Origin of the sequence: Pantoea sp. B9002 (genome assembly GCF_013385945.1) — a bacterium.
GTDB lineage: Bacteria > Pseudomonadota > Gammaproteobacteria > Enterobacterales > Enterobacteriaceae > Pantoea.
In genome coordinates this window covers 1-18,405 of record NZ_JACAPA010000022.1, presented here as the reverse complement: position 1 = coordinate 18,405, position 18,405 = coordinate 1, and the positions used below count along the sequence as shown (strand labels likewise).

At 56.6% G+C, this 18,405-nt stretch carries 18 protein-coding genes; 13 read left to right on the top strand and 5 right to left on the bottom strand.

All coding sequences use genetic code 11. The features are described from left to right. Positions 1 to 176: 176 nt before the first annotated feature. The 4 genes from yjfF to ytfQ are packed head-to-tail and all read right to left on the bottom strand — an operon-like array spanning position 177 to position 4,702. Positions 177 to 1,163: a galactofuranose ABC transporter, permease protein YjfF gene (yjfF, locus tag HX773_RS13110; RefSeq protein WP_176971860.1), complete on the bottom strand. Its 987-nt coding sequence runs from the start codon at positions 1,161 to 1,163 to the stop codon at positions 177 to 179. Continuing rightward, a complete protein-coding gene (gene ytfT / locus HX773_RS13105) occupies positions 1,160 to 2,176 on the bottom strand; it encodes a galactofuranose ABC transporter, ATP-binding protein YtfT (protein ID WP_008110246.1) in 1,017 nt (338 codons plus the stop codon). The genes yjfF and ytfT overlap by 4 nt, the downstream gene beginning before the upstream one ends. Continuing rightward, complete coding sequence (locus tag HX773_RS13100; RefSeq protein WP_176971859.1) at positions 2,169 to 3,689, bottom strand: sugar ABC transporter ATP-binding protein; 1,521 nt, start codon at positions 3,687 to 3,689, stop codon at positions 2,169 to 2,171. Before HX773_RS13100 ends, ytfT begins: the two co-directional genes overlap by 8 nt. A gap of 56 nt (positions 3,690 to 3,745) precedes the next feature. Then, positions 3,746 to 4,702: a galactofuranose ABC transporter, galactofuranose-binding protein YtfQ gene (gene ytfQ / locus HX773_RS13095; RefSeq protein WP_100699935.1), complete on the bottom strand. Its 957-nt coding sequence runs from the start codon at positions 4,700 to 4,702 to the stop codon at positions 3,746 to 3,748. 674 nt (positions 4,703 to 5,376) lie between these two features. Between ytfQ and ydgT the strand changes: the two genes are divergently transcribed. From ydgT to HX773_RS13045, 10 genes are all read left to right on the top strand, one after another. Further along, a complete protein-coding gene (gene ydgT, locus HX773_RS13090; protein ID WP_036650139.1) occupies positions 5,377 to 5,592 on the top strand; it encodes a transcription modulator YdgT in 216 nt (71 codons plus the stop codon). 110 nt (positions 5,593 to 5,702) lie between these two features. Beyond that, the gene (locus tag HX773_RS13085) at positions 5,703 to 6,146 is read left to right on the top strand and encodes a DUF2569 domain-containing protein (RefSeq protein ID WP_176971858.1); all 444 of its coding nucleotides are present in this window, start codon (positions 5,703 to 5,705) and stop codon (positions 6,144 to 6,146) included. 123 nt (positions 6,147 to 6,269) lie between these two features. Beyond that, the gene (gene rsxA, locus HX773_RS13080) at positions 6,270 to 6,851 is read left to right on the top strand and encodes an electron transport complex subunit RsxA (RefSeq protein WP_008110256.1); all 582 of its coding nucleotides are present in this window, start codon (positions 6,270 to 6,272) and stop codon (positions 6,849 to 6,851) included. Next, positions 6,851 to 7,429: an electron transport complex subunit RsxB gene (rsxB, locus tag HX773_RS13075; RefSeq protein WP_110866053.1), complete on the top strand. Its 579-nt coding sequence runs from the start codon at positions 6,851 to 6,853 to the stop codon at positions 7,427 to 7,429. The genes rsxA and rsxB overlap by 1 nt, the downstream gene beginning before the upstream one ends. After that, a complete protein-coding gene (gene rsxC, locus HX773_RS13070) occupies positions 7,422 to 9,611 on the top strand; it encodes an electron transport complex subunit RsxC (RefSeq protein WP_176971857.1) in 2,190 nt (729 codons plus the stop codon). Before rsxB ends, rsxC begins: the two co-directional genes overlap by 8 nt. After that, complete coding sequence (gene rsxD, locus HX773_RS13065) at positions 9,612 to 10,670, top strand: electron transport complex subunit RsxD (protein ID WP_176971856.1); 1,059 nt, start codon at positions 9,612 to 9,614, stop codon at positions 10,668 to 10,670. It abuts the gene before it with no gap. A gap of 2 nt (positions 10,671 to 10,672) precedes the next feature. Next, positions 10,673 to 11,308: an electron transport complex subunit RsxG gene (rsxG, locus tag HX773_RS13060; protein ID WP_101764528.1), complete on the top strand. Its 636-nt coding sequence runs from the start codon at positions 10,673 to 10,675 to the stop codon at positions 11,306 to 11,308. Further along, positions 11,301 to 12,002 (top strand): electron transport complex subunit E, encoded by a 702-nt coding sequence (locus HX773_RS13055; protein ID WP_008110261.1) that lies wholly within the window; start codon positions 11,301 to 11,303, stop codon positions 12,000 to 12,002. Before rsxG ends, HX773_RS13055 begins: the two co-directional genes overlap by 8 nt. Beyond that, a complete protein-coding gene (nth, locus tag HX773_RS13050) occupies positions 11,999 to 12,634 on the top strand; it encodes an endonuclease III (RefSeq protein ID WP_176971855.1) in 636 nt (211 codons plus the stop codon). Before HX773_RS13055 ends, nth begins: the two co-directional genes overlap by 4 nt. 118 nt (positions 12,635 to 12,752) lie before the next feature. Beyond that, on the top strand, positions 12,753 to 13,589 hold the full coding sequence (locus HX773_RS13045; RefSeq protein WP_176971934.1) for a zinc-dependent alcohol dehydrogenase family protein: 837 nt from the start codon (positions 12,753 to 12,755) through the stop codon (positions 13,587 to 13,589). A 42-nt stretch (positions 13,590 to 13,631) separates the two neighbouring features. Here HX773_RS13045 and HX773_RS13040 read toward each other — a convergent pair whose 3' ends face one another. After that, positions 13,632 to 14,321: a CTP synthase gene (locus HX773_RS13040; RefSeq protein ID WP_176971854.1), complete on the bottom strand. Its 690-nt coding sequence runs from the start codon at positions 14,319 to 14,321 to the stop codon at positions 13,632 to 13,634. A 652-nt stretch (positions 14,322 to 14,973) separates the two neighbouring features. Here HX773_RS13040 and dtpA point away from each other — a divergent pair. From dtpA to gstA, 3 genes are all read left to right on the top strand, one after another. Next, positions 14,974 to 16,479, top strand: coding sequence for a dipeptide/tripeptide permease DtpA (dtpA, locus tag HX773_RS13035; RefSeq protein ID WP_176971853.1), 1,506 nt, complete (start codon positions 14,974 to 14,976; stop codon positions 16,477 to 16,479). A gap of 272 nt (positions 16,480 to 16,751) precedes the next feature. Beyond that, a complete protein-coding gene (locus HX773_RS13030; protein WP_176971852.1) occupies positions 16,752 to 17,633 on the top strand; it encodes a LysR family transcriptional regulator in 882 nt (293 codons plus the stop codon). A gap of 99 nt (positions 17,634 to 17,732) precedes the next feature. Next, positions 17,733 to 18,338, top strand: coding sequence for a glutathione transferase GstA (gene gstA, locus HX773_RS13025; protein WP_176971933.1), 606 nt, complete (start codon positions 17,733 to 17,735; stop codon positions 18,336 to 18,338). The last annotated feature ends 67 nt before the right edge of the window (positions 18,339 to 18,405 follow it).

Genomic DNA, 18,405 nt, shown 5'->3' with positions numbered 1-18,405 from the left:
CCCCTCATCCTAACCTTCTCCCGCAAGCGGGAGAAGGAACCGTTTTATAAACGCTGTCACTCCGAACTCAACTTATGCTTTTGCTTAAGGCAATAGTGCTGCTTATGGCTGCACCGATCGGCTCCCTCTCCCGCGTGCGGGAGAGGGTTGGGGTGAGGGAAAGGCGGGTGAAGAAGTTAAGAGGTCAAACGCTTAACAGGAGCGTTTTGCTGGCGATCCCACATCACCGTTAACAGGCGTTGCAGCGCGATAAACGCGAACAGCAGAATGCCGATGGCGATCTTGGTCCACCATGAACTCAAGGTGCCGTCGAAGTTAATCCAGGTCTGAATCAATCCCTGAATCAACACGCCGAACAACGTGCCCAACACCGTACCCACGCCGCCGGACAACAAGGTGCCACCAATCACCACCGAGGCAATCGCGTCCAGTTCCACACCCAATCCCGCCAGCGCATAACCCGCCGAGGTATAAATGGAGAACACAATGCCCGCCAGCGTCGCCAGCGTGGTCGACAACATATAAATCTTGATGGTCGTCGCGCGCGTCGACACGCCCATCAGCTGCGCAGAAGTCAGACTGCCGCCAATCGCATACACCTGATTACCAAAGCGCGTGCGGTGCGCCAGGATAATGCCGCCGAGCACCACCACCAGCATAATCAGCGCCAGCAAGCTCAGGCGTCCGCCGCCGGGGATCTTCCACGCCAGACTCGACAGCGTGGTATAGAGCGGATGATCGATAGGAATCGAATTCTCCGATACCAGATAGCTGCAGCCGCGCAGGAAAAACATCCCCGCCAGCGTAATGATAAATGCCGGGATTTTCAGCGCATCGATCAGCCAGCCCATCATCGCGCCAAACAGCGCGCCCATCGCCAGCACCAGCGCAAACGCCAGAAGCGGATCGAGATGATAATCACCAATCACCCGCGCCAGAAACACGCCGCTGAAGGCAATCACCGCGCCCACCGACAGATCAATGCCGCCGGACAAAATCACGAACGTCATACCGACGGCGATAATGCCGAGGAAGGCGTTATCGGTGAGGATATTGCAGATCACGCGCGTTGAAGCGAAGCCGGGAAATTGGCTCAGGCAAAACAGATAACCCGCCACAAACACCAGCAGCGTGATCATCAATGGCAGATGACGTTTCATCATTTCGGGCGTCTCCGTTTCAACATGGCAATAAAGCGTGGCGACTGCAGCAGCAATACGCACATCACCACCACCGCTTTCACCACCTGATTGAGTTCAGGCTGGAAGCCGGACAGCAAAATACCGGTATTCATCGACTGAATAATCAAGGCGCCAATCAGTGACAGCACCAGATTGAAGCGTCCGCCCATCAGCGAGGCTCCGCCAATCACCACCGCTAAAATGGCATCCAGCTCCAGCCACAAACCGGCGTTATTGGCGTCGGCACCGCGGATATCCGCAGCGACGATCATGCCCGCCACCGCCGCACACATGCCGCTAATCACATAGGTCGACATCACCACCAGCCAGCCATTAACTCCGGCATTGCGCGCCGCGCGCAGGTTGATACCGACCGCTTCGATAAACAGCCCAAGCGCGGTTTTGCGCGTCAGCAGCCACACCACTAACGCCACCAGCAGCGTAATCCATACCGGCACCGGCAGCAGCCACAGCGAACCGCTGCCAAACCACGCCAGGCTATCGCTGTTGAAGGTGACGATTTGGCCCTGCGTGATCAGCTGCGCCACGCCGCGTCCCGCCACCATCAAAATCAGGGTGGCGACAAACGGCTGAATTTTTAGCAGCGCTACCAAAATGCCATTCCACAAACCGCAGGCCAGGCCGGTACCGAGCGTCACCAGAATGATGAACGGTAAGCTGTGCCCCGCCACCGTCAAAGTTGCCGCCGTCGCGCCCGCAATCGCCATCACCGCGCCCACCGACAGATCGATGCCGCCGGTGGCAATCACCAGCGTCATGCCAATCGCCAGCAGCGCAACCGGCGCGGCGCGGTTGAGGATATCAATCGGGCTGCCGAACAAACGGCCATCCTGAATGTGAATGGCAAAAAAGTTATTCGCTACCAGGCTATCCACCAGCAGCACCAGAATCAGCGCCACAATCTGCGGCATGCCGGGCGGCAGCTTCGGCTTACGCCGTTCGGGTTTGTCATGTGTCATAGGGGATTCAAGCATGTTGTGCTCCTCCATCGGCGATGGCGTTGACGATCGCGGCCACCGACAGCTGCTCCAGCGGGATTTCGGCCACCTGCTTCAAATCGCGCATGATCAACACGCGATCGGCATAGCCCACCAGTTCTTCGAGTTCAGAGGAGATAACCAGCAGCGCCAATCCGTCGGCGCACAGGGTTTCAATTAAGCGAATGATCTCGGCGTGCGCGCCTACATCGATGCCGCGCGTTGGCTCGTCGAGGATCAGGAATTGCGGTTTGGTCACCAGCCAGCGCGACAGCAGCACCTTTTGCTGGTTGCCGCCGGACAACAGCTCAACCGGCTGATCGGCATGCGGCGTGCGAATGCCAAGGCTCTTGATAAAGCGTTCGGCGATCTCCTGCTGCTCACGACGCTTGATCGGTCGCAGCCAGCCGCGCTGCGCCTGCAGCGCCAGAATGATATTTTCGCGCACCGACGCGCCACCAATGATGCCGTCGGTTTTACGATCTTCCGGACAGAAACCCATGCCAAGACGCGAAGCCTTGGCGGGCGTGCGGATGTTCTGCACTTTGCCCTTGATGGTCGCGGTGCCGCGATCCGCCCGGCGAATGCCGAACAGCACTTCGGCGGTTTCGGTACGGCCTGAACCAAGCAATCCCGCCAGTCCCACCACTTCACCCGGACGCACCTGCAGGTTGAAGGGTTCAATGGTGCCCTTCTTGCCATAATCTTCAAACGACACCACCGGCTGATTGCTGCGCAGCGTACTGCCCTGACGCTGTAAAGCAGTTTCCAGCAGCTCGCGCCCCAGCATCAGCTTGATCAGTTCAATCTGCGGCAGCGTGGCGGTATCGCGCGTGGCAATAAACTGGCCGTTACGCAGCACAGTGATGCGATCGGTAATGCGGTAAACCTGGTCGAGAAAATGGGTGACAAAAATCAGGCTCATCCCTTTGGCTTTCAGCTGCGCCATCAGGGTAAACAGCATTTCGACTTCATTGGCATCGAGGCTGGCGGTCGGTTCATCGAGGATCAGCACCTGCGCGGAGAGATCGACCGCGCGGCAAATCGCAATGATCTGCTGCATCGCCACCGAGAAATGGCCCAGCGGACGCGTCACGTCGAGCACGAAGCCGTAATTGCGCATCAGCGCATCGGCATCGCGCACCATGCGTTTGCGATCAATCATGCCGAAGCGACGCGGCTCGCGGCCAATGTACAAATTATCCGCCACCGACATATTCGGCAGCAGGTTCACTTCCTGATAAACCGTGCCAATGCCCATCTCCTGCGCATCAGCGGTGTTGTGCGGCGTAATCGCCTTGCCGTTAAGGGTTACCGTGCCGGCATCGCGGGTATACACGCCGGTCAGGACTTTAATCAGCGTGGATTTGCCCGCGCCGTTTTCGCCCAGCAACGCCATAATCTCGCCCTTGCGGATGCTGAACGAGACATTATCCAGCGCCTTCACGCCAGGAAAGCCTTTGCTGACGCCGCTAATGGTCAGCAGTGCGGTTTCATCGGAGGTGCTCATCAGGTTCTACCTCGCCTTACGTCATCAAAAACCGCCCCGAAGGGCGGTTGCGGGGATCAGTAACCCATGCCTTTTTTGGTATCGAGCTGCGCCTGCGCGGAGTCCGGCAGATACAGTTTCGATTCTGTTTTGATGATTTTCGGCGGCATCGTGCCGTCTTTCTTGAATTTCTCCAGCGCGTCGAATGCCGGACCGGCCATATTTGGCGTCAGCTCCACGTTGGCATTGGCTTCACCGGCCAGCATCGCTTTGTAGATATCGGGCACGCCGTCAATCGAACCGGTAAGAATATCTTTGCCTGGCTTGAGACCCGCTTCTTTGATCGCCTGAATGGCACCGATCGCCATATCATCGTTATGCGCGTAAACCATGCAGATGTTCTTGCCGTTGTTTTCCGCCTTGATAAAGCTCTCCATCACCTCTTTACCTTTACTGCGGGTAAAGTCACCGGACTGCGAACGAATCACTTTAATGTTGTTGTGGCCAGCGATGGCTTCGGCGAAGCCTTTCTTACGGTCAATCGCTACGCTGGCGCCGACGGTGCCTTGCAGCTCGACGACGTTACATTTTTTGTCCGCGACCGTTTTCACCAGCCAGTCACCAATCAACTTACCTTCCAGCACGTTGTCCGCGGTGACCACCGCCATGTACAGCGATTTGTCTTTCACCACGATGGCGCGATCGAGTAAGAACACTGGGATCTTGGCGTCTTTGGCTTCTTCCAGCACCGGTTCCCATCCTGTTTGCACCACCGGCGCAATGAAGATGGCATCAACGCCCTGCGCGATGAACGAGCGCACCGCTTTGATTTGGTTCTCTTGTTTCTGCTGGCCATCGGCGATTTTCAGCGTGATACCGCGCTTTTGCGCTTCACTTTTTGCCACATTGGTTTCTGCTGAACGCCAGCCAGATTCCGAGCCAACCTGTGAGAAGCCTACCGTCATATCAGCGGCCAACACCGACGTACTCAGTGCCGAGCTCACCATGGCGGTCAAGAGTAAACGTTTCCACATAATTTCATTCCTCTGAAGGGAGTGTGTTGTAGGGGTACAAAACGCGAATTAAGCCTGGCTGAAAAGCGCGTAAACAAGCGCGACATACTTCACAAATCAGAGTGAATTAAAGGAGTTACGCGAACAGACAATGCTTCAGCCAGCATGGCGTTATGGACAAATTGCCTGCTAATCATTGCGGAGGTGGTTAAATAAATGTAATAAACAGAATCGGTTATGCTTCTCACTACTGGAAACGATTACAGCGGGTGCGTAAAGAATGGTTATTGTCTGCCGCGACAATCAATTATTGGTTTTGTGACTGCTCGCACAGATTGTGAGTGCCGGTTTCATGGCGTGTGCATAAATTTGCTGACCAGTGCGGAATAAATAACGGATTCATCCGCAGCGCGATCGCAAATACCTATTATAGAGACGGAGAAATAACGGCTTTCGAATAATGCATTAATAGTGTGAGATTTTCTCACAAGCCCGCTAAATACCGGCCTGAATTTGCCTTAAATCGTACTTTAAATGCGCGTTTAAAACGCCTAAAAGGCAAAAAAGTGTCGTTTCATGAGCGAATTAGCGCATGTTGTCTGAATTTTGTATTTTTTTGTGAGTCGCGTATGGACTCTCGCTGCGTGCTCCCTATACTTGGGCACTTCCGAGTACTTTATATTTAAATGGCAATCATGACTGCGTTAGATTACCTGCTGAAATTCCGCAAAGTGAATAATCTCGATAGTCTGGAAAAACTCTACGACCATCTTAATTATTCGCTGACTGATGATAACGAGATCATCAATATGTATCGCGCTGCCGACCATCGACGTGCTGAACTGGTCTCTGGCGGACGTCTGTTCGATATGGGCCGCGTGCCGAAAACCGTATGGCGCTACGTGATCTAATTGATTTATCCCCTCTTTATCTGCGCTCTTGCGTTGTCCAGGTCGGGCGTGCCCCGTTTGGACATGATACGCTCTGCATCGCCCTCTTCTCTGCAAACAGGATCTTGTCGATGACCCAACTGGTGAACCCGCCACGTATTGCTGGCTGGCTACTGCTGCCGCTGGCGTGGCTGATTATGACCATGCTGACCAGTGCGCTGGTGGTGGCGATGTATCTGAGCCCGCTGTTTAATCCCGAATTACGCACCACGCTGTTCTCGCACGGCGGCACCTTGCTGACGCAATGGTCGATCTCACTGCTGACCGCGGCGGTGGTGTGGGCCTATAGCATTTGGGTGTGCTGGATTTTCTGTAAACGTTCGCGTCGTTTACCGCGCCACTACATCCTGTGGCTGCTGATGACGATTCTGCTGGCGTTAAAAACCTTTGCCTTCACACCGGTGGCCGATGGCAAAGCGATTCAGACGTTGCTGCTGTCGCTGCTGGCTGCTGCGGTGTTTGTGCCCTATTTCAAACGCTCTCAACGCGTAAAACAGACGTTTATCCAGCCATAATGACGTGAGTTTCGTCAGCAATTTAATTCTGAGTGCTCTCAACGCGCCCACAAACCCGTTGAAGGTTGAGATGCACCTCTCAATTCCGGATAATAGACGCCTTTCGGCTTCCCAGGTTAAAAAATGACCGATTACTTACTTCTCTTTATTGGCACCGTGCTGGTGAACAACTTCGTGTTGGTCAAATTCCTCGGCCTTTGCCCATTTATGGGCGTGTCAAAAAAACTGGAAACGGCCATTGGCATGGGACTTGCCACCACCTTCGTGATTACGCTGGCGGCGATCTGCGCCTGGCTGGTGAATCACCTGATTCTGGTGCCGCTCGACCTGGTCTATCTGCGTACCCTCGCCTATATCCTGGTGATTGCGGTTGTGGTGCAGTTCACCGAAATGGTGGTGCGTAAAACCAGTCCGTCACTCTATCGCCTGCTGGGCATTTTCCTGCCGCTGATCACCACCAACTGTGCGGTGTTGGGCGTGCCATTACTGAGCGTTAACCTCAATCACACCTTCCTGCAGGCGGCGCTGTATGGCTTCAGTGCGTCACTCGGCTTCTCACTGGTGATGGTGCTGTTCGCCGGTATGCGCGAGCGTCTGGTGCTGGCGAATGTTCCCGCGCCGTTCAAAGGCAACTCGATTGCGCTGATCACCGCAGGTCTGATGGCGCTGGCCTTTATGGGCTTCACCGGGCTGGTGAAATTCTAATGACCGCGATTTGGATTGCGATTATCGCGCTGGCTGCATTGGGCCTGGTGTTTGGTGCCCTGCTGGGTTACGCCTCGCGTCGCTTCGAGGTGGAAGAAGATCCGATTGTTGAACAGATCGATGAGATTTTGCCGCAAAGCCAGTGTGGTCAGTGCGGCTATCCCGGCTGCCGCCCGTATGCCGATGCGGTGGGCAACAACGGTGAAGCCATCAATAAGTGCGCGCCCGGCGGCGAGCAGACCATGCTCAAGCTGGCCGCGCTGCTCAACGTTGAACCGCAACCGCTCGACGGCGGCGCAGACGTGCTGGAGCCGATACGGACCGTGGCGTGGATCGATGAAGAGAACTGCATCGGCTGCACCAAGTGTATTCAGGCTTGCCCGGTAGACGCCATCGTTGGTGCCACGCGCGCCATGCACACCGTGCTGAGCGATGTCTGCACCGGCTGCGATCTCTGCGTTGCGCCTTGCCCGACCGACTGCATTGAGATGCGCCCGGTTGCCACCACCACGGCCAACTGGAAGTGGAATCTCGACACCATTCCTGTACGGGTGATCCCGGTAGAAACCCATGCTTAATTTGTTAAACCTGTTCCGCAAAGAGAAGCTGTGGGATTTTCAGGGCGGTATTCATCCGCCGGAAATGAAAACACAGTCCAACGGCACGCCGCTGAGCCAGTTACCGCTGCCTGAGCGCTTTATCATTCCGTTAAAACAGCATATCGGCCATGAAGGCGAGATTTGCGTGGCGCCCGGCGACAAAGTGTTACGCGGTCAGCCGCTGACCTTTGGCGGCGGACGCATGCTGCCGGTACACGCTCCGACATCTGGCACTATCGAAGAGATTGCGCCACACATGACGGCGCACCCTTCTGGACTCTCCGAGCTGTGTATTTTCCTGCGTGCCGACGGCGAAGATCGCTGGACCACGCTCGATCCGCAGCCCGATTACCGCGCCCTGTCGCGTGAAGAGGCGGTAAAACGCATTCACAATGCGGGCATCGCCGGATTAGGCGGCGCGGGCTTCCCGACCGCAACCAAACTGCGCGGCGGCCTGCGCGGCGTCAAAACCCTGATCATCAACGCTGCCGAGTGCGAGCCGTACATCACCGCCGATGACCGTTTAATGCAGGATTGCGCCGCCGAAGTGCTGGAAGGCTGCCGCATTCTGGCGTGGGTGTTGCAGGCTGAACGCGTGCTGATCGGCGTAGAAGATAACAAACCGGAAGCGATTGCCGCGCTGAAGCAGGCATTGGGCGGCGATCGTGAATTGCAGATTCGCGTGATTCCTACCAAGTATCCGTCTGGCGGCGCGAAACAGCTGACGCAAATTCTCACCGGCCTCGAAGTGCCACACGGCGGACGTTCCACCGATATCGGTGTGCTGATGCAGAACGTCGGCACCGCGTGGGCGGTAAAACGCGCCATCGTTGACGGCGAACCGATCACCGAACGCGTGGTGACGCTGACCGGCGAAGCGCTGGCGCGCCCGCGCAACGTCTGGGGACGTCTCGGTACGCCGGTGAGCCACTTGCTGCAGCATGCCGGTTTTACGCCGGGATCGCGCCAGATGGTGATCATGGGCGGTCCGCTGATGGGCTTTACCCTGCCGTCGCTGAACGTACCGCTGGTAAAAATTTCCAACTGTATTCTGGCACCGTCGGCCAGCGAAATGGGCAACGATCAGGAAGAACAATCCTGTATCCGCTGCAGCGCCTGCGCCGATGCCTGCCCGGCTAAACTGCTGCCGCAGCAGCTGTTCTGGTACAGCCAGGGCGGCGATCACGAAAAAGCGCGCGCGCACAATATTGATGACTGCATTGAGTGCGGTGCCTGCGCTTACGTCTGCCCGAGTAATATTCCGCTGGTGCAATATTATCGCCAGGAAAAAGCCGAACTGCGCGCCATCGACCTCGAAGCGAAACGCACTGCCGAAGCGAAAGCGCGTTTTGAAGCGCGTCTGGCACGTCTGGAACGCGAAAAACAGGCGCGTGAAGCGCGTCATGAACAGGCTAAACAGCGCGTGGCGCGTAGCGATCAGGGTGAACTTGACGCCGCCGTGGCACGCGTGAAAGCGCGTCAGGAAAAAACGCCGGAGCAGGATGCTGCGGAACGCGAAGCGCGTCATGCACAAGCCTTAGCGCAGCAGGCCGAGAAGCAAGCTGAAACGCAGGCGCTAAGTCGTCAGTCCGGCGATCCGCGTAAAGCGGCGGTGGAAGCGGCGATTGCCCGCGCGAAAGCGAAGAAAGCGGGCGCGCCGGCGGCTGACATAGCGCCTGCCGCTGAACCTGCTGCTGAAGTCGATCCGCGTAAAGCGGCGGTTGAAGCCGCGATTGCGCGTGCTAAGGCGAAAAAAGCCGCCGCACAACCTGCTGCATCGACAACAGCTGAGCCGCCAGCCGACGCACCTGCTGCTGAAGTCGATCCACGCAAAGCTGCCGTTGAAGCGGCGATTGCGCGCGCCAAAGCCAAAAAAGCCGCCGCTGCCGCACAACCCGCTGCATCGGCACCCGCCGAGCCGTCAGCTGATGCACCTGCTGCTGAAGTTGATCCGCGCAAAGCCGCCGTTGAAGCGGCGATTGCGCGTGCCAAAGCGAAGAAAGCCGCCGCTGCCGCGCAGCAGGCTGAAGCCACATCTCCTGAAGTGGAGGCTGCTGCCTCTCCTGACTCCGCCGACCCACGCAAAGCGGCGATTGCCGCTGCGGTCGCCCGTGCCAAAGCGCGTAAAGCGCAGCAGCAGCCTTCGACGACTGAGGATTAAATGGCTTTTCGTATCGCAAGTTCTCCCTATACCCACAACCGCCGCAGCACCGGCAATATCATGCTGCTGGTGGTGTTTGCCGCGCTGCCGGGCATGGCCGCACAATGGTATTTCTTTGGCGTGGGTTTCTTAATTCAGGTTTTGCTGGCAACCGCCACCGCGTGGGCCACCGAAGGGGCGATTCTGCGCCTGCGCAAAACGCCGGTGGTGCCGACGTTATCCGATAACTCCGCCCTGCTTACCGCGTTGCTGCTGGGCATCAGCCTGCCACCACTCGCGCCATGGTGGTTGGTGGTGTTAGGGACCATTTTTGCCATCGTCATTGCCAAACAGCTGTATGGCGGTTTGGGGCAAAACCCGTTTAACCCGGCAATGGTGGGTTACGTGGTGCTGCTGATCTCCTTCCCGGTGCAGATGACCAGTTGGCTGCCGCCCGATAGCCTGCAGGCGATCAAACCCGGCCTGCTGGATTCGCTCAGCATGATCTTCACCCACCACACGCTGGCCGGTGAAACCATGCAGCAGCTGCAGCTCGGCGTTGATGGCGTTAGCCAGGCGACACCGCTCGATACCTTTAAAACCGGTCTGCGCGCCGGACACAGCGCGGAACAGCTGCTGGCGGAGCCGATCTACAGTGGCGTGTTAGCCGGTGTTGGCTGGCAGTGGGTTAACCTCGGTTATCTGCTCGGCGGCGCGCTGCTGCTGGCGAAGAATGCCATCCGCTGGCACATTCCGGTCAGTTTCCTCGTCTCGCTGGCGTTCTGCGCCACGCTCGGCTGGTTGTTCTCGCCGGCGTCGCTTAACTCACCGCTGATTCACCTGTTCTCCGGTGCCACCATGCTCGGCGCGTTCTTTATTGCCACCGATCCGGTGACCGCATCAACCACCAATCGCGGCCGCCTGGTTTACGGCGCGCTGATTGGTTTGCTGGTGTGGCTGATTCGCAGCTTTGGCGGCTATCCCGACGGCGTCGCCTTCGCGGTATTGCTGGCCAATATTTGTGTGCCGCTGATTGATTACTACACCCAGCCGCGCGTTTACGGCCATCGCAAGGATTGAAGATGATCGAAGCTATTCGTAAAAATGCGGTGACGCTGGCGGCCTTTGCGGTGATCACCACCGGCGTGACGGCGGTGGTTAACTATGTCACCAAGCCGACGGTGGAGCATCAAACCGCGCTGCAACAGAAAAATCTGTTAGATCAGGTGGTACCGACCGATCTGTACGACAATCACATCCAGCAAGAGTGTTATCTGGTGACCGATGCGCTGGCGCTGGGCAATGATCGCCCGCACCATCTCTATTTAGCGCGTAAAGGCGATCAGCCGGTGGCGGCCGCGCTTGAGACCACCGCGCCAGACGGCTATTCTGGGGCGATTCAGATGTTGGTCGGCGCCGATTTCCACGGCAAAGTGCTGGGCGTGCGCGTGGTTGAGCATCATGAAACGCCGGGCCTCGGCGATAAAATCGAACTGCGTATTTCAGACTGGATTAACAGCTTCAATGGCAAAGTGATCCACGGCGCTGATGACAAAAATTTTGCGGTGAAAAAAGACGGCGGTGAATTCGACCAATTTACCGGCGCAACCATTACGCCACGCGCGGTGGTTAACGCCACCAAGCGCACCGCGCTGCTGATTGAAACACTGCCAGCGAAGCTTGCTTCGCTGCCTGAATGTGGAGATGCAAATGAGTGAAGCCAAGAATTTACTGGTCGGCGGCCTGTGGAAAAATAACTCCGCGCTGGTGCAGCTGCTCGGTCTCTGTCCGCTGCTGGCGGTGACCTCAACCGCGACCAACGCCCTCGGTTTAGGCCTGGCGACCACGCTAGTGCTGACCATCACCAACAGCGCAATTTCCGCCTCGCGTCGCTGGGTGCCGGCCGAAATCCGTATTCCGATTTACGTGATGATCATCGCTTCGGTGGTGAGCTGCGTGCAGATGCTGATTAACGCCTACGCCTACGGTTTGTATCAGTCGCTCGGCATCTTTATTCCGCTGATCGTCACCAACTGCATCGTGGTCGGTCGCGCTGAAGCGGTCGCCTCAAAGAGCAGCATTCCGCTCTCCGCACTGGACGGTTTTGCCATTGGCATGGGCGCAACCTGCGCGATGGTGACGCTGGGATCGATTCGTGAACTGATTGGCAGCGGCACGCTGTTTAATGGTGCGGATCAGCTGCTGGGGCCGTGGGCCAAAGCGCTGCGTATTGAAGTGGTGCACTTTGATTCCCCGATGCTGCTGGCGATGCTGCCACCGGGTGCCTTTATCGGCTTGGGCATGCTGCTGGCGGCGAAATACCTGATCGATCAGAAGATGAAACAGCGTGCGGCCACCCGTGCAGCAGCGCCTGAAGCAGAGCCGCAAGGCGCAACCGGGAAAGCGGTGTGAATAAAGAGAAACGCGCGCAGATCCTTACGCGCCTGCGTGATGAGAATCCGCATCCGACCACAGAACTGAACTTCAGCTCGCCGTTTGAGTTGCTGATTGCGGTGTTACTCTCCGCGCAAGCCACCGACGTCAGTGTTAACAAAGCCACCGCGAAGCTCTATCCGGTGGCGAATACGCCAGCAACCATTCTGGCGCTTGGCGTGGATGGCGTTAAGGAGTACATCAAAACCATCGGCCTGTTTAACAGCAAGGCGGAGAACGTCATCAAGACCTGCCGCATTCTGCTGGAACAGCACGACGGCGAAGTGCCGGAAGATCGTGCGGCGCTGGAAGCGTTGCCGGGCGTCGGGCGGAAAACCGCCAACGTGGTACTGAATACCGCTTTTGGCTGGCCGACGATTGCTGTCGATACGCATATTTTCCGCGTCAGCAATCGCACCCGCTTTGCGCCGGGTAAGAATGTAGAAGAAGTGGAAGATAAGCTGCTGAAAGTGGTGCCGGCTGCGTTTAAAGTCGATTGCCATCACTGGCTGATTCTGCACGGTCGCTATACCTGCTTGGCGCGCAAACCGCGTTGCGGATCCTGTCTGATCGAAGATCTGTGTGAATTCGACGCCAAAACCGAACTCTGAATCGCTGCCGCTAAGCAATCTTGCCCTCGCTTATCGGCAGTTTGGCGATCCTGTTAGCGTACTCACGCTCGAATCCTCTGGTTTAGCGCCCTGCGCTGCTGGCCTGCTGCGCGTGGCAATGCAGTTTGCTCCCGTTAATGCTTCCGACCTGATTCCAATTACCGGCGCCTATCGTCATCGCGTCTCGCCGCCGCTCATCGCCGGCTATGAAGGCGTCGGCACAGTGATCGCTGCTCCGCCCGCGTTCAGTCATTTGCTCGGCCAGCGCGTGCTGCCGCTGCGTAGCGCCGGTACCTGGCAGCGCTATGTTGATTGCGACCCGTGGATTGCGGTGCCGGTTCCGCCCGACATCAGCACCACGCTGGCGGCGCGCGCCTATATCAATCCGCTGGCGGCGTTGCTGATGCTCAAACAGTGGTCGCCAGCCGGTAAGCGCGTGCTGATCACCGCTGGCGGTTCCGCTTGTGCCCTGTTACTGGCGCAGTGGGCGCGGCAGATGGGCGCGAGCCGCATCACCGTGATTCATCGTGCGCCGCAACATGGCGAACGGCTGCAGCAATTGGGCATTGCTGCGCTACCTGAGACGCAGCGGGCAGAGATTGTGGCTGTCGCTCAGCAGTGCGATCGGGTGTTTGATGCGGTCGGCGGTGACATCGGCCAGTTGATTTGGCAATCGTTGTCTATCGACGCTGAATTCGTTGCTTATGGCGTGCTGAGCGGCAAGCCGGTGCGGGTCAATGCGCCACGTCCGGCGCTGCACTGGTTCCACGTACGGCACACGCTGGAGGGTTTAGCGCATCAGGATTGGCAGCGGCTGTTCGGTGAGCTCTGGCCGCTGTTACGTGCCAGTGAGTGTGGCGAGGTGGAGATTTTCCCGCTGGAGAAGTGGCGTGATGCTATTCAGTGCTATCACCAATCGGGGCGCGATCGTAAGCCGTTGTTGCAGATCAGTTGATTGAGGTCGCCATGAATGGCGACCCTACGACAAGCTGCGTATTTAACCTGCGGCGGCCTGCAACCAGGCGACCACCAGCGGCGACAGCCGGTTCTGCAATGCCGCCCTTTCGGACTGGAACAAAGTGGCGATAAAGAACGGGTGATCGGTCAATTCAATGCCGCGCACGTCGCCTTCCAAATCCCACGACGTGATCTGCAGATTCTGCGTCGCCAGCGCTGCGCTGAACTCGGCGTTGACGCCAAAGTTGCAGTGGTAACCCTCATCGCTCTGTAACGCACCGTAAGCCTGAGCAATACGTGAACCCGGCTGGAAGGTCACGCTGCCACGCTGTTCCACCAGCGAACAGGCCAGCGGTGCAATCACCCAACGACCGCTGGGATCGGTTTCCGCATGCGCTGCATCTTCCCAGCCCAGCACATTGCGCGCGTACTCCACGATGGCGTACTGAAATCCGCCGCATGAACCCAAAAATGGCTTACCGCTTTCCCGCGCCCAGCGAAGGGCGGCAAACACGCCCGCGTCATTGAGATAAGGACTGCCCGGAACCAGCCAAATCGCCTGGTAATCATTGAGGTTGTGCTGATCGAGCTCTGGCGTGGCGATCCAGTCGGCGCTGACGTTGAGGGAAAGGGTTTTTGCAGCGAGTTGTACAGCGGGAGGAATGGCCTGATGCGCAACGGCATTAGCACGGTAATCGCCAATCAGGGCGACACGAATCGACTTCATCATGACTACGTCCTTTCAGGGAAAAAAGGAGGTTACAGCAAAGTTAACCCGCTGTCTAAACGCCTTAAACGCCGATTTGTGCGGCTTTCGTTTCCACGCATTGCGCTTATGGCCGCCTATTTATCTGCCAAATAGGGTGTCAGATCGCGCTAATATTCGCCAGATGTCAGCTACGCAAACGTTTTCTTCTTTTACCCTGATAATTAATTCGTGGTTTTGTGCGCAGGATCAACTAATTAGCGTTCTGGAATCTTTTGACTGCTTATAACGCTCACCAATCAAGCTGTTGTGCTTATATTGTGCACAACAGCAATAATAATCTCTGTATAAATTATGAACTTTAGCGTTATGTTCTGACAAAGACTCTCTGAGCAGTTTATATCAGGAAAATGATCTTCCAGATCTGCATTTCACCTGTTTATCCTGATATAATGCCACCCAGCGAGATTTAACACTGATTTACAACTTTGTATAACGGCATTAACCCTACCTATTGCAAGTATTTCAGCGTGCAGAAAATGCTTGCCCTGTTGGACTGATTCAGCCAAATTAGTCGCCGTTTTTCCTTTCTAATAACAATGTTGCGCGGGATTACCCAGCCCGACGCAGACTTAATTCCTGTCGCAAAACAGGCTATGTTAAAACTGAGGTACAAGTGTCAACTGCAAACAAACACACTGACGGGGCGCCAAGCCTCAACGCTTTTAAGCAACCGAAAGCGTTTTATCTGATCTTCTCCATCGAGCTGTGGGAACGTTTTGGTTACTACGGCCTGCAAGCCATCATGGCGGTTTACCTGGTTAAACAGCTGGGCATGTCCGAAGCGGACTCCATTACGCTGTTCACCTCGTTTAGCGCGCTGGTGTATGGTTTAGTCGCCATCGGCGGCTGGCTCGGCGATAAAGTGCTGGGTACCAAACGCGTCATCGTGCTCGGCGTGATGGTGCTGGCGCTGGGTTATGCGCTGATTGCCTTCTCCGGCCATGACACCTCTATGGTGTACATCGGTATGGCGACCATCGCCGTTGGTAGCGGTTTGTTTAAAGCTAACCCGTCTTCCCTGCTGTCGACCTGCTATGAGAAAGATGACGCGCGCCTCGATGGTGCCTTCACCATGTTCTATATGTCGATCAACATCGGTTCCCTGTTCTCGATGATGCTGACCCCGTGGCTGGCGGCGAAATATGGCTGGGGCGCGGCGTTCTCGCTGTCGGTTGTCGGTCTGGTGATCACGCTGCTGAACTTCCTGTTCTGCCAACGTCTGGTGAAAAACTACGGATCCAAGCCGGATTTCGCCCCGCTGCAGATGGGTAAACTGTTGATGACGCTGGTTGGCATCGTGGCGCTGATTGCGCTGGCGGCCTGGCTGCTGCATCACCAGAGCATCGCACGTATCACCTTGGGCGTGATCGCCGCAGGTATCGTGCTGATCTTCGCTAAAGAAGCTTTCGCCCTGAAGGGAGCCGCACGTCGTAAGATGATCGTGGCCTTCCTGCTGATGGTAGAAGCGATTGTGTTCTTCGTGCTCTACATGCAGATGCCGACCTCACTCAACTTCTTCGCTATCCGCAACGTTGAGCACGCGATTCTCGGCATCACCTTTGAGCCAGAGCAGTTCCAGGCGCTGAACCCGTTCTGGATTATGCTGGCAAGCCCGATTCTGGCAGCGGTGTACAACAAGCTCGGCGATAAAATGCCGATGCCACACAAATTCGCCTTCGGTATGGTGCTGTGTTCCGCGGCTTTCCTGGTGCTGCCGTTTGGTGCCAAATTTGCCAACGAAGCCGGTATCGTCTCAGTGAACTGGCTGATCCTCAGCTATGCGCTGCAGAGCATCGGTGAGCTGATGATTTCTGGTCTCGGCCTGGCGATGGTGGCACAGCTGGTTCCACAGCGTCTGATGGGCTTCATTATGGGTTCCTGGTTCCTGACCACCGCGGGTGCGGCAATGATTGCCGGCAAAGTCGCGAACCTGATGGCGGTGCCGAGTGATGTAACCGATCCGCACACGTCACTGGCGGTTTACAGCCATGTGTTCCAGCAGATTGGTATCGCCACCGGCGTGATTGCCCTGCTGATGTTAATCACCGCGCCACTGCTGAACCGCATGACGCAGGATGATAGTCAAACTGAACTGAAACGCGCCAGCGCCAATCAGTAAGTAGAAAACCGGGCATGTCCCTACTGCCGCTCAGTTAAGCATTCTGTATGCAGGTGCGCATGAATGCGCACCCTACGAAAAACGCGCCAATCCTTTGTAGGGTCGCCATTTATGGTGACCGAAAGATGCGTAACTGACGAGCATTAGGGCGTGTCCCGGCTTTTTTCTGCCCGCCATTCACATTTCCTTTAACGATTTCTGCCGCCCACACTTCGCTTTTTGCTCGCTTAACTTCATGATGTCGGCTCACTGTTAATCAGAGTGGAATAAGCATGGACAGGTTTGATGAGCTTGAGGTGTTTGTCGCGGTTATCCAGCAAGGCAGTTTGGCCGGTGCCGCGCGTTTGTTACAGCGATCGCCACCGGTGATCACTCGCACCCTCAACACCCTTGAAGCCCGCCTCGCCACCACTTTGATTGAGCGCACCACGCGCCAGCTGGCACCCACCGAAGCCGGCTGGCAGCTGTTTGAGCAGGCACAACGCGTGCTGAGCGATTATCAGCGCGCCATCGACAGCGCTCACCATAGCGGCCTGCATGGCTTGCTACGTTTAACCGCGCCGGTGCAGTTTGGTCGTCGCCACGTGATGCCCTTGGTGAATGCCTTCCTGCAACAGCATGTGGAGATGCAGATTGAAGTGGTGCTCAGCGACAGCTATCAGGACCTGATTGAAAACGGCCTCGATATCGCGCTGCGCATTGGTGAATTGCAGGACTCTTCGATGGTGGCGCGTCAGGTTGGCACTGTGCGCTCGACGCTGGTTGCCAGCCCCGACTATCTGCAACAGGCTGGCACGCCTCTTCATCCCACTGAACTGACTCAACATGCGTTAGTAACGAGCCTGCGCCATACGCGCGAGTGGCGCTTCGCCCAGGATCTGCGCGTGCGCATTACGCCGCGTCTGCGGGTTAATGATGTGGAGAGCCAGCTGGAAGCGTTGCGCAGCGCACACGGCATTGGACGGCTGCTGTCGTATCAGGTTCTCGACGATATCCACAGCGGAAATTTGCTGCGTTTACTGCCTGAATGGGAACCGGCGCCGCTGCCGGTGCAATTAGTGACCCAGCGCGTGAAGAATATGACGCCTAAAGTGCGGCAATTTTGGGATTTTGCGCTCGAAAAGCTGCCATTACTGCCATGCTTTGCTGAATAAACCTGAACGGTGACCGCAATTCCTGATCGCAGTCACGGGTAAAAATCCCTGGCAGACTTATGCTGCTTCGATCACCACAACACTCAAGGAGAAGCCATGATGAAACTCTATTGTAAGCCCGGTGCCTGTTCGCTATCACCGCATATTGTCGCGCTTGAATGCGGACTCGACTTTACCCAGGTGAACGTTGACCTGCAGAAGAAAGTGACCGAGCAGGGAGAAGATTACTGGCAGATTAACCCGAAAGGACAAGTTCCGGCGCTGCAGTTTGACGATGGCAGCATCCTGACCGAAGGCGTGGCGATTGTGCAGTATCTGGCGGATCTCAAGCCGGATCGCAATCTGCTGGCCCCGACCGGCAGCCTGACGCGCTATCACACGCTGGAGTGGTTGAGTTTTGTCAGCAGCGAACTGCACAAAAGTTTTAGTCCGCTGTTCCGTCCGGATACGCCGGAAGATTATAAAACCATTGCGCGTGCGCAACTGGAGAAAAAGTATCATCAGGTGAATGAGGCGTTGCAGGATAAACAGTGGCTGCTGGGATTGCGCTTTACCGTTGCCGATGTCTATCTGTTCGTGGTGACGCGCTGGGCTAAGGCCATCAAGCTGGATTTAGCGGGACTGGATGCGCTGGATGCCTGGTTTAATCGGGTTGCGGAGCGCCCAGCGGTGCAGGCGGCGTTGAAGGCGGAAGGTTTGGTTTAACCCGGCGCAATTCTTCGTCGCATCGCTATTAATGCGAACGCCCCAGATCGTAGATACCGTCTTGCCA

Coding starts and splice junctions, on each gene's coding strand:
- yjfF (WP_176971860.1), bottom strand. CDS start 1,163: ATGATGAAACGTCATCTGCCATTGATGATCACGCTGCTGGTGTTTGTG.
- ytfT (WP_008110246.1), bottom strand. CDS start 2,176: ATGCTTGAATCCCCTATGACACATGACAAACCCGAACGGCGTAAGCCG.
- HX773_RS13100 (WP_176971859.1), bottom strand. CDS start 3,689: ATGAGCACCTCCGATGAAACCGCACTGCTGACCATTAGCGGCGTCAGC.
- ytfQ (WP_100699935.1), bottom strand. CDS start 4,702: ATGTGGAAACGTTTACTCTTGACCGCCATGGTGAGCTCGGCACTGAGT.
- ydgT (WP_036650139.1), top strand. CDS start 5,377: ATGACTGCGTTAGATTACCTGCTGAAATTCCGCAAAGTGAATAATCTC.
- HX773_RS13085 (WP_176971858.1), top strand. CDS start 5,703: ATGACCCAACTGGTGAACCCGCCACGTATTGCTGGCTGGCTACTGCTG.
- rsxA (WP_008110256.1), top strand. CDS start 6,270: ATGACCGATTACTTACTTCTCTTTATTGGCACCGTGCTGGTGAACAAC.
- rsxB (WP_110866053.1), top strand. CDS start 6,851: ATGACCGCGATTTGGATTGCGATTATCGCGCTGGCTGCATTGGGCCTG.
- rsxC (WP_176971857.1), top strand. CDS start 7,422: ATGCTTAATTTGTTAAACCTGTTCCGCAAAGAGAAGCTGTGGGATTTT.
- rsxD (WP_176971856.1), top strand. CDS start 9,612: ATGGCTTTTCGTATCGCAAGTTCTCCCTATACCCACAACCGCCGCAGC.
- rsxG (WP_101764528.1), top strand. CDS start 10,673: ATGATCGAAGCTATTCGTAAAAATGCGGTGACGCTGGCGGCCTTTGCG.
- HX773_RS13055 (WP_008110261.1), top strand. CDS start 11,301: ATGAGTGAAGCCAAGAATTTACTGGTCGGCGGCCTGTGGAAAAATAAC.
- HX773_RS13045 (WP_176971934.1), top strand. CDS start 12,753: ATGCAGTTTGCTCCCGTTAATGCTTCCGACCTGATTCCAATTACCGGC.
- HX773_RS13040 (WP_176971854.1), bottom strand. CDS start 14,321: ATGATGAAGTCGATTCGTGTCGCCCTGATTGGCGATTACCGTGCTAAT.
- HX773_RS13030 (WP_176971852.1), top strand. CDS start 16,752: ATGGACAGGTTTGATGAGCTTGAGGTGTTTGTCGCGGTTATCCAGCAA.
- gstA (WP_176971933.1), top strand. CDS start 17,733: ATGAAACTCTATTGTAAGCCCGGTGCCTGTTCGCTATCACCGCATATT.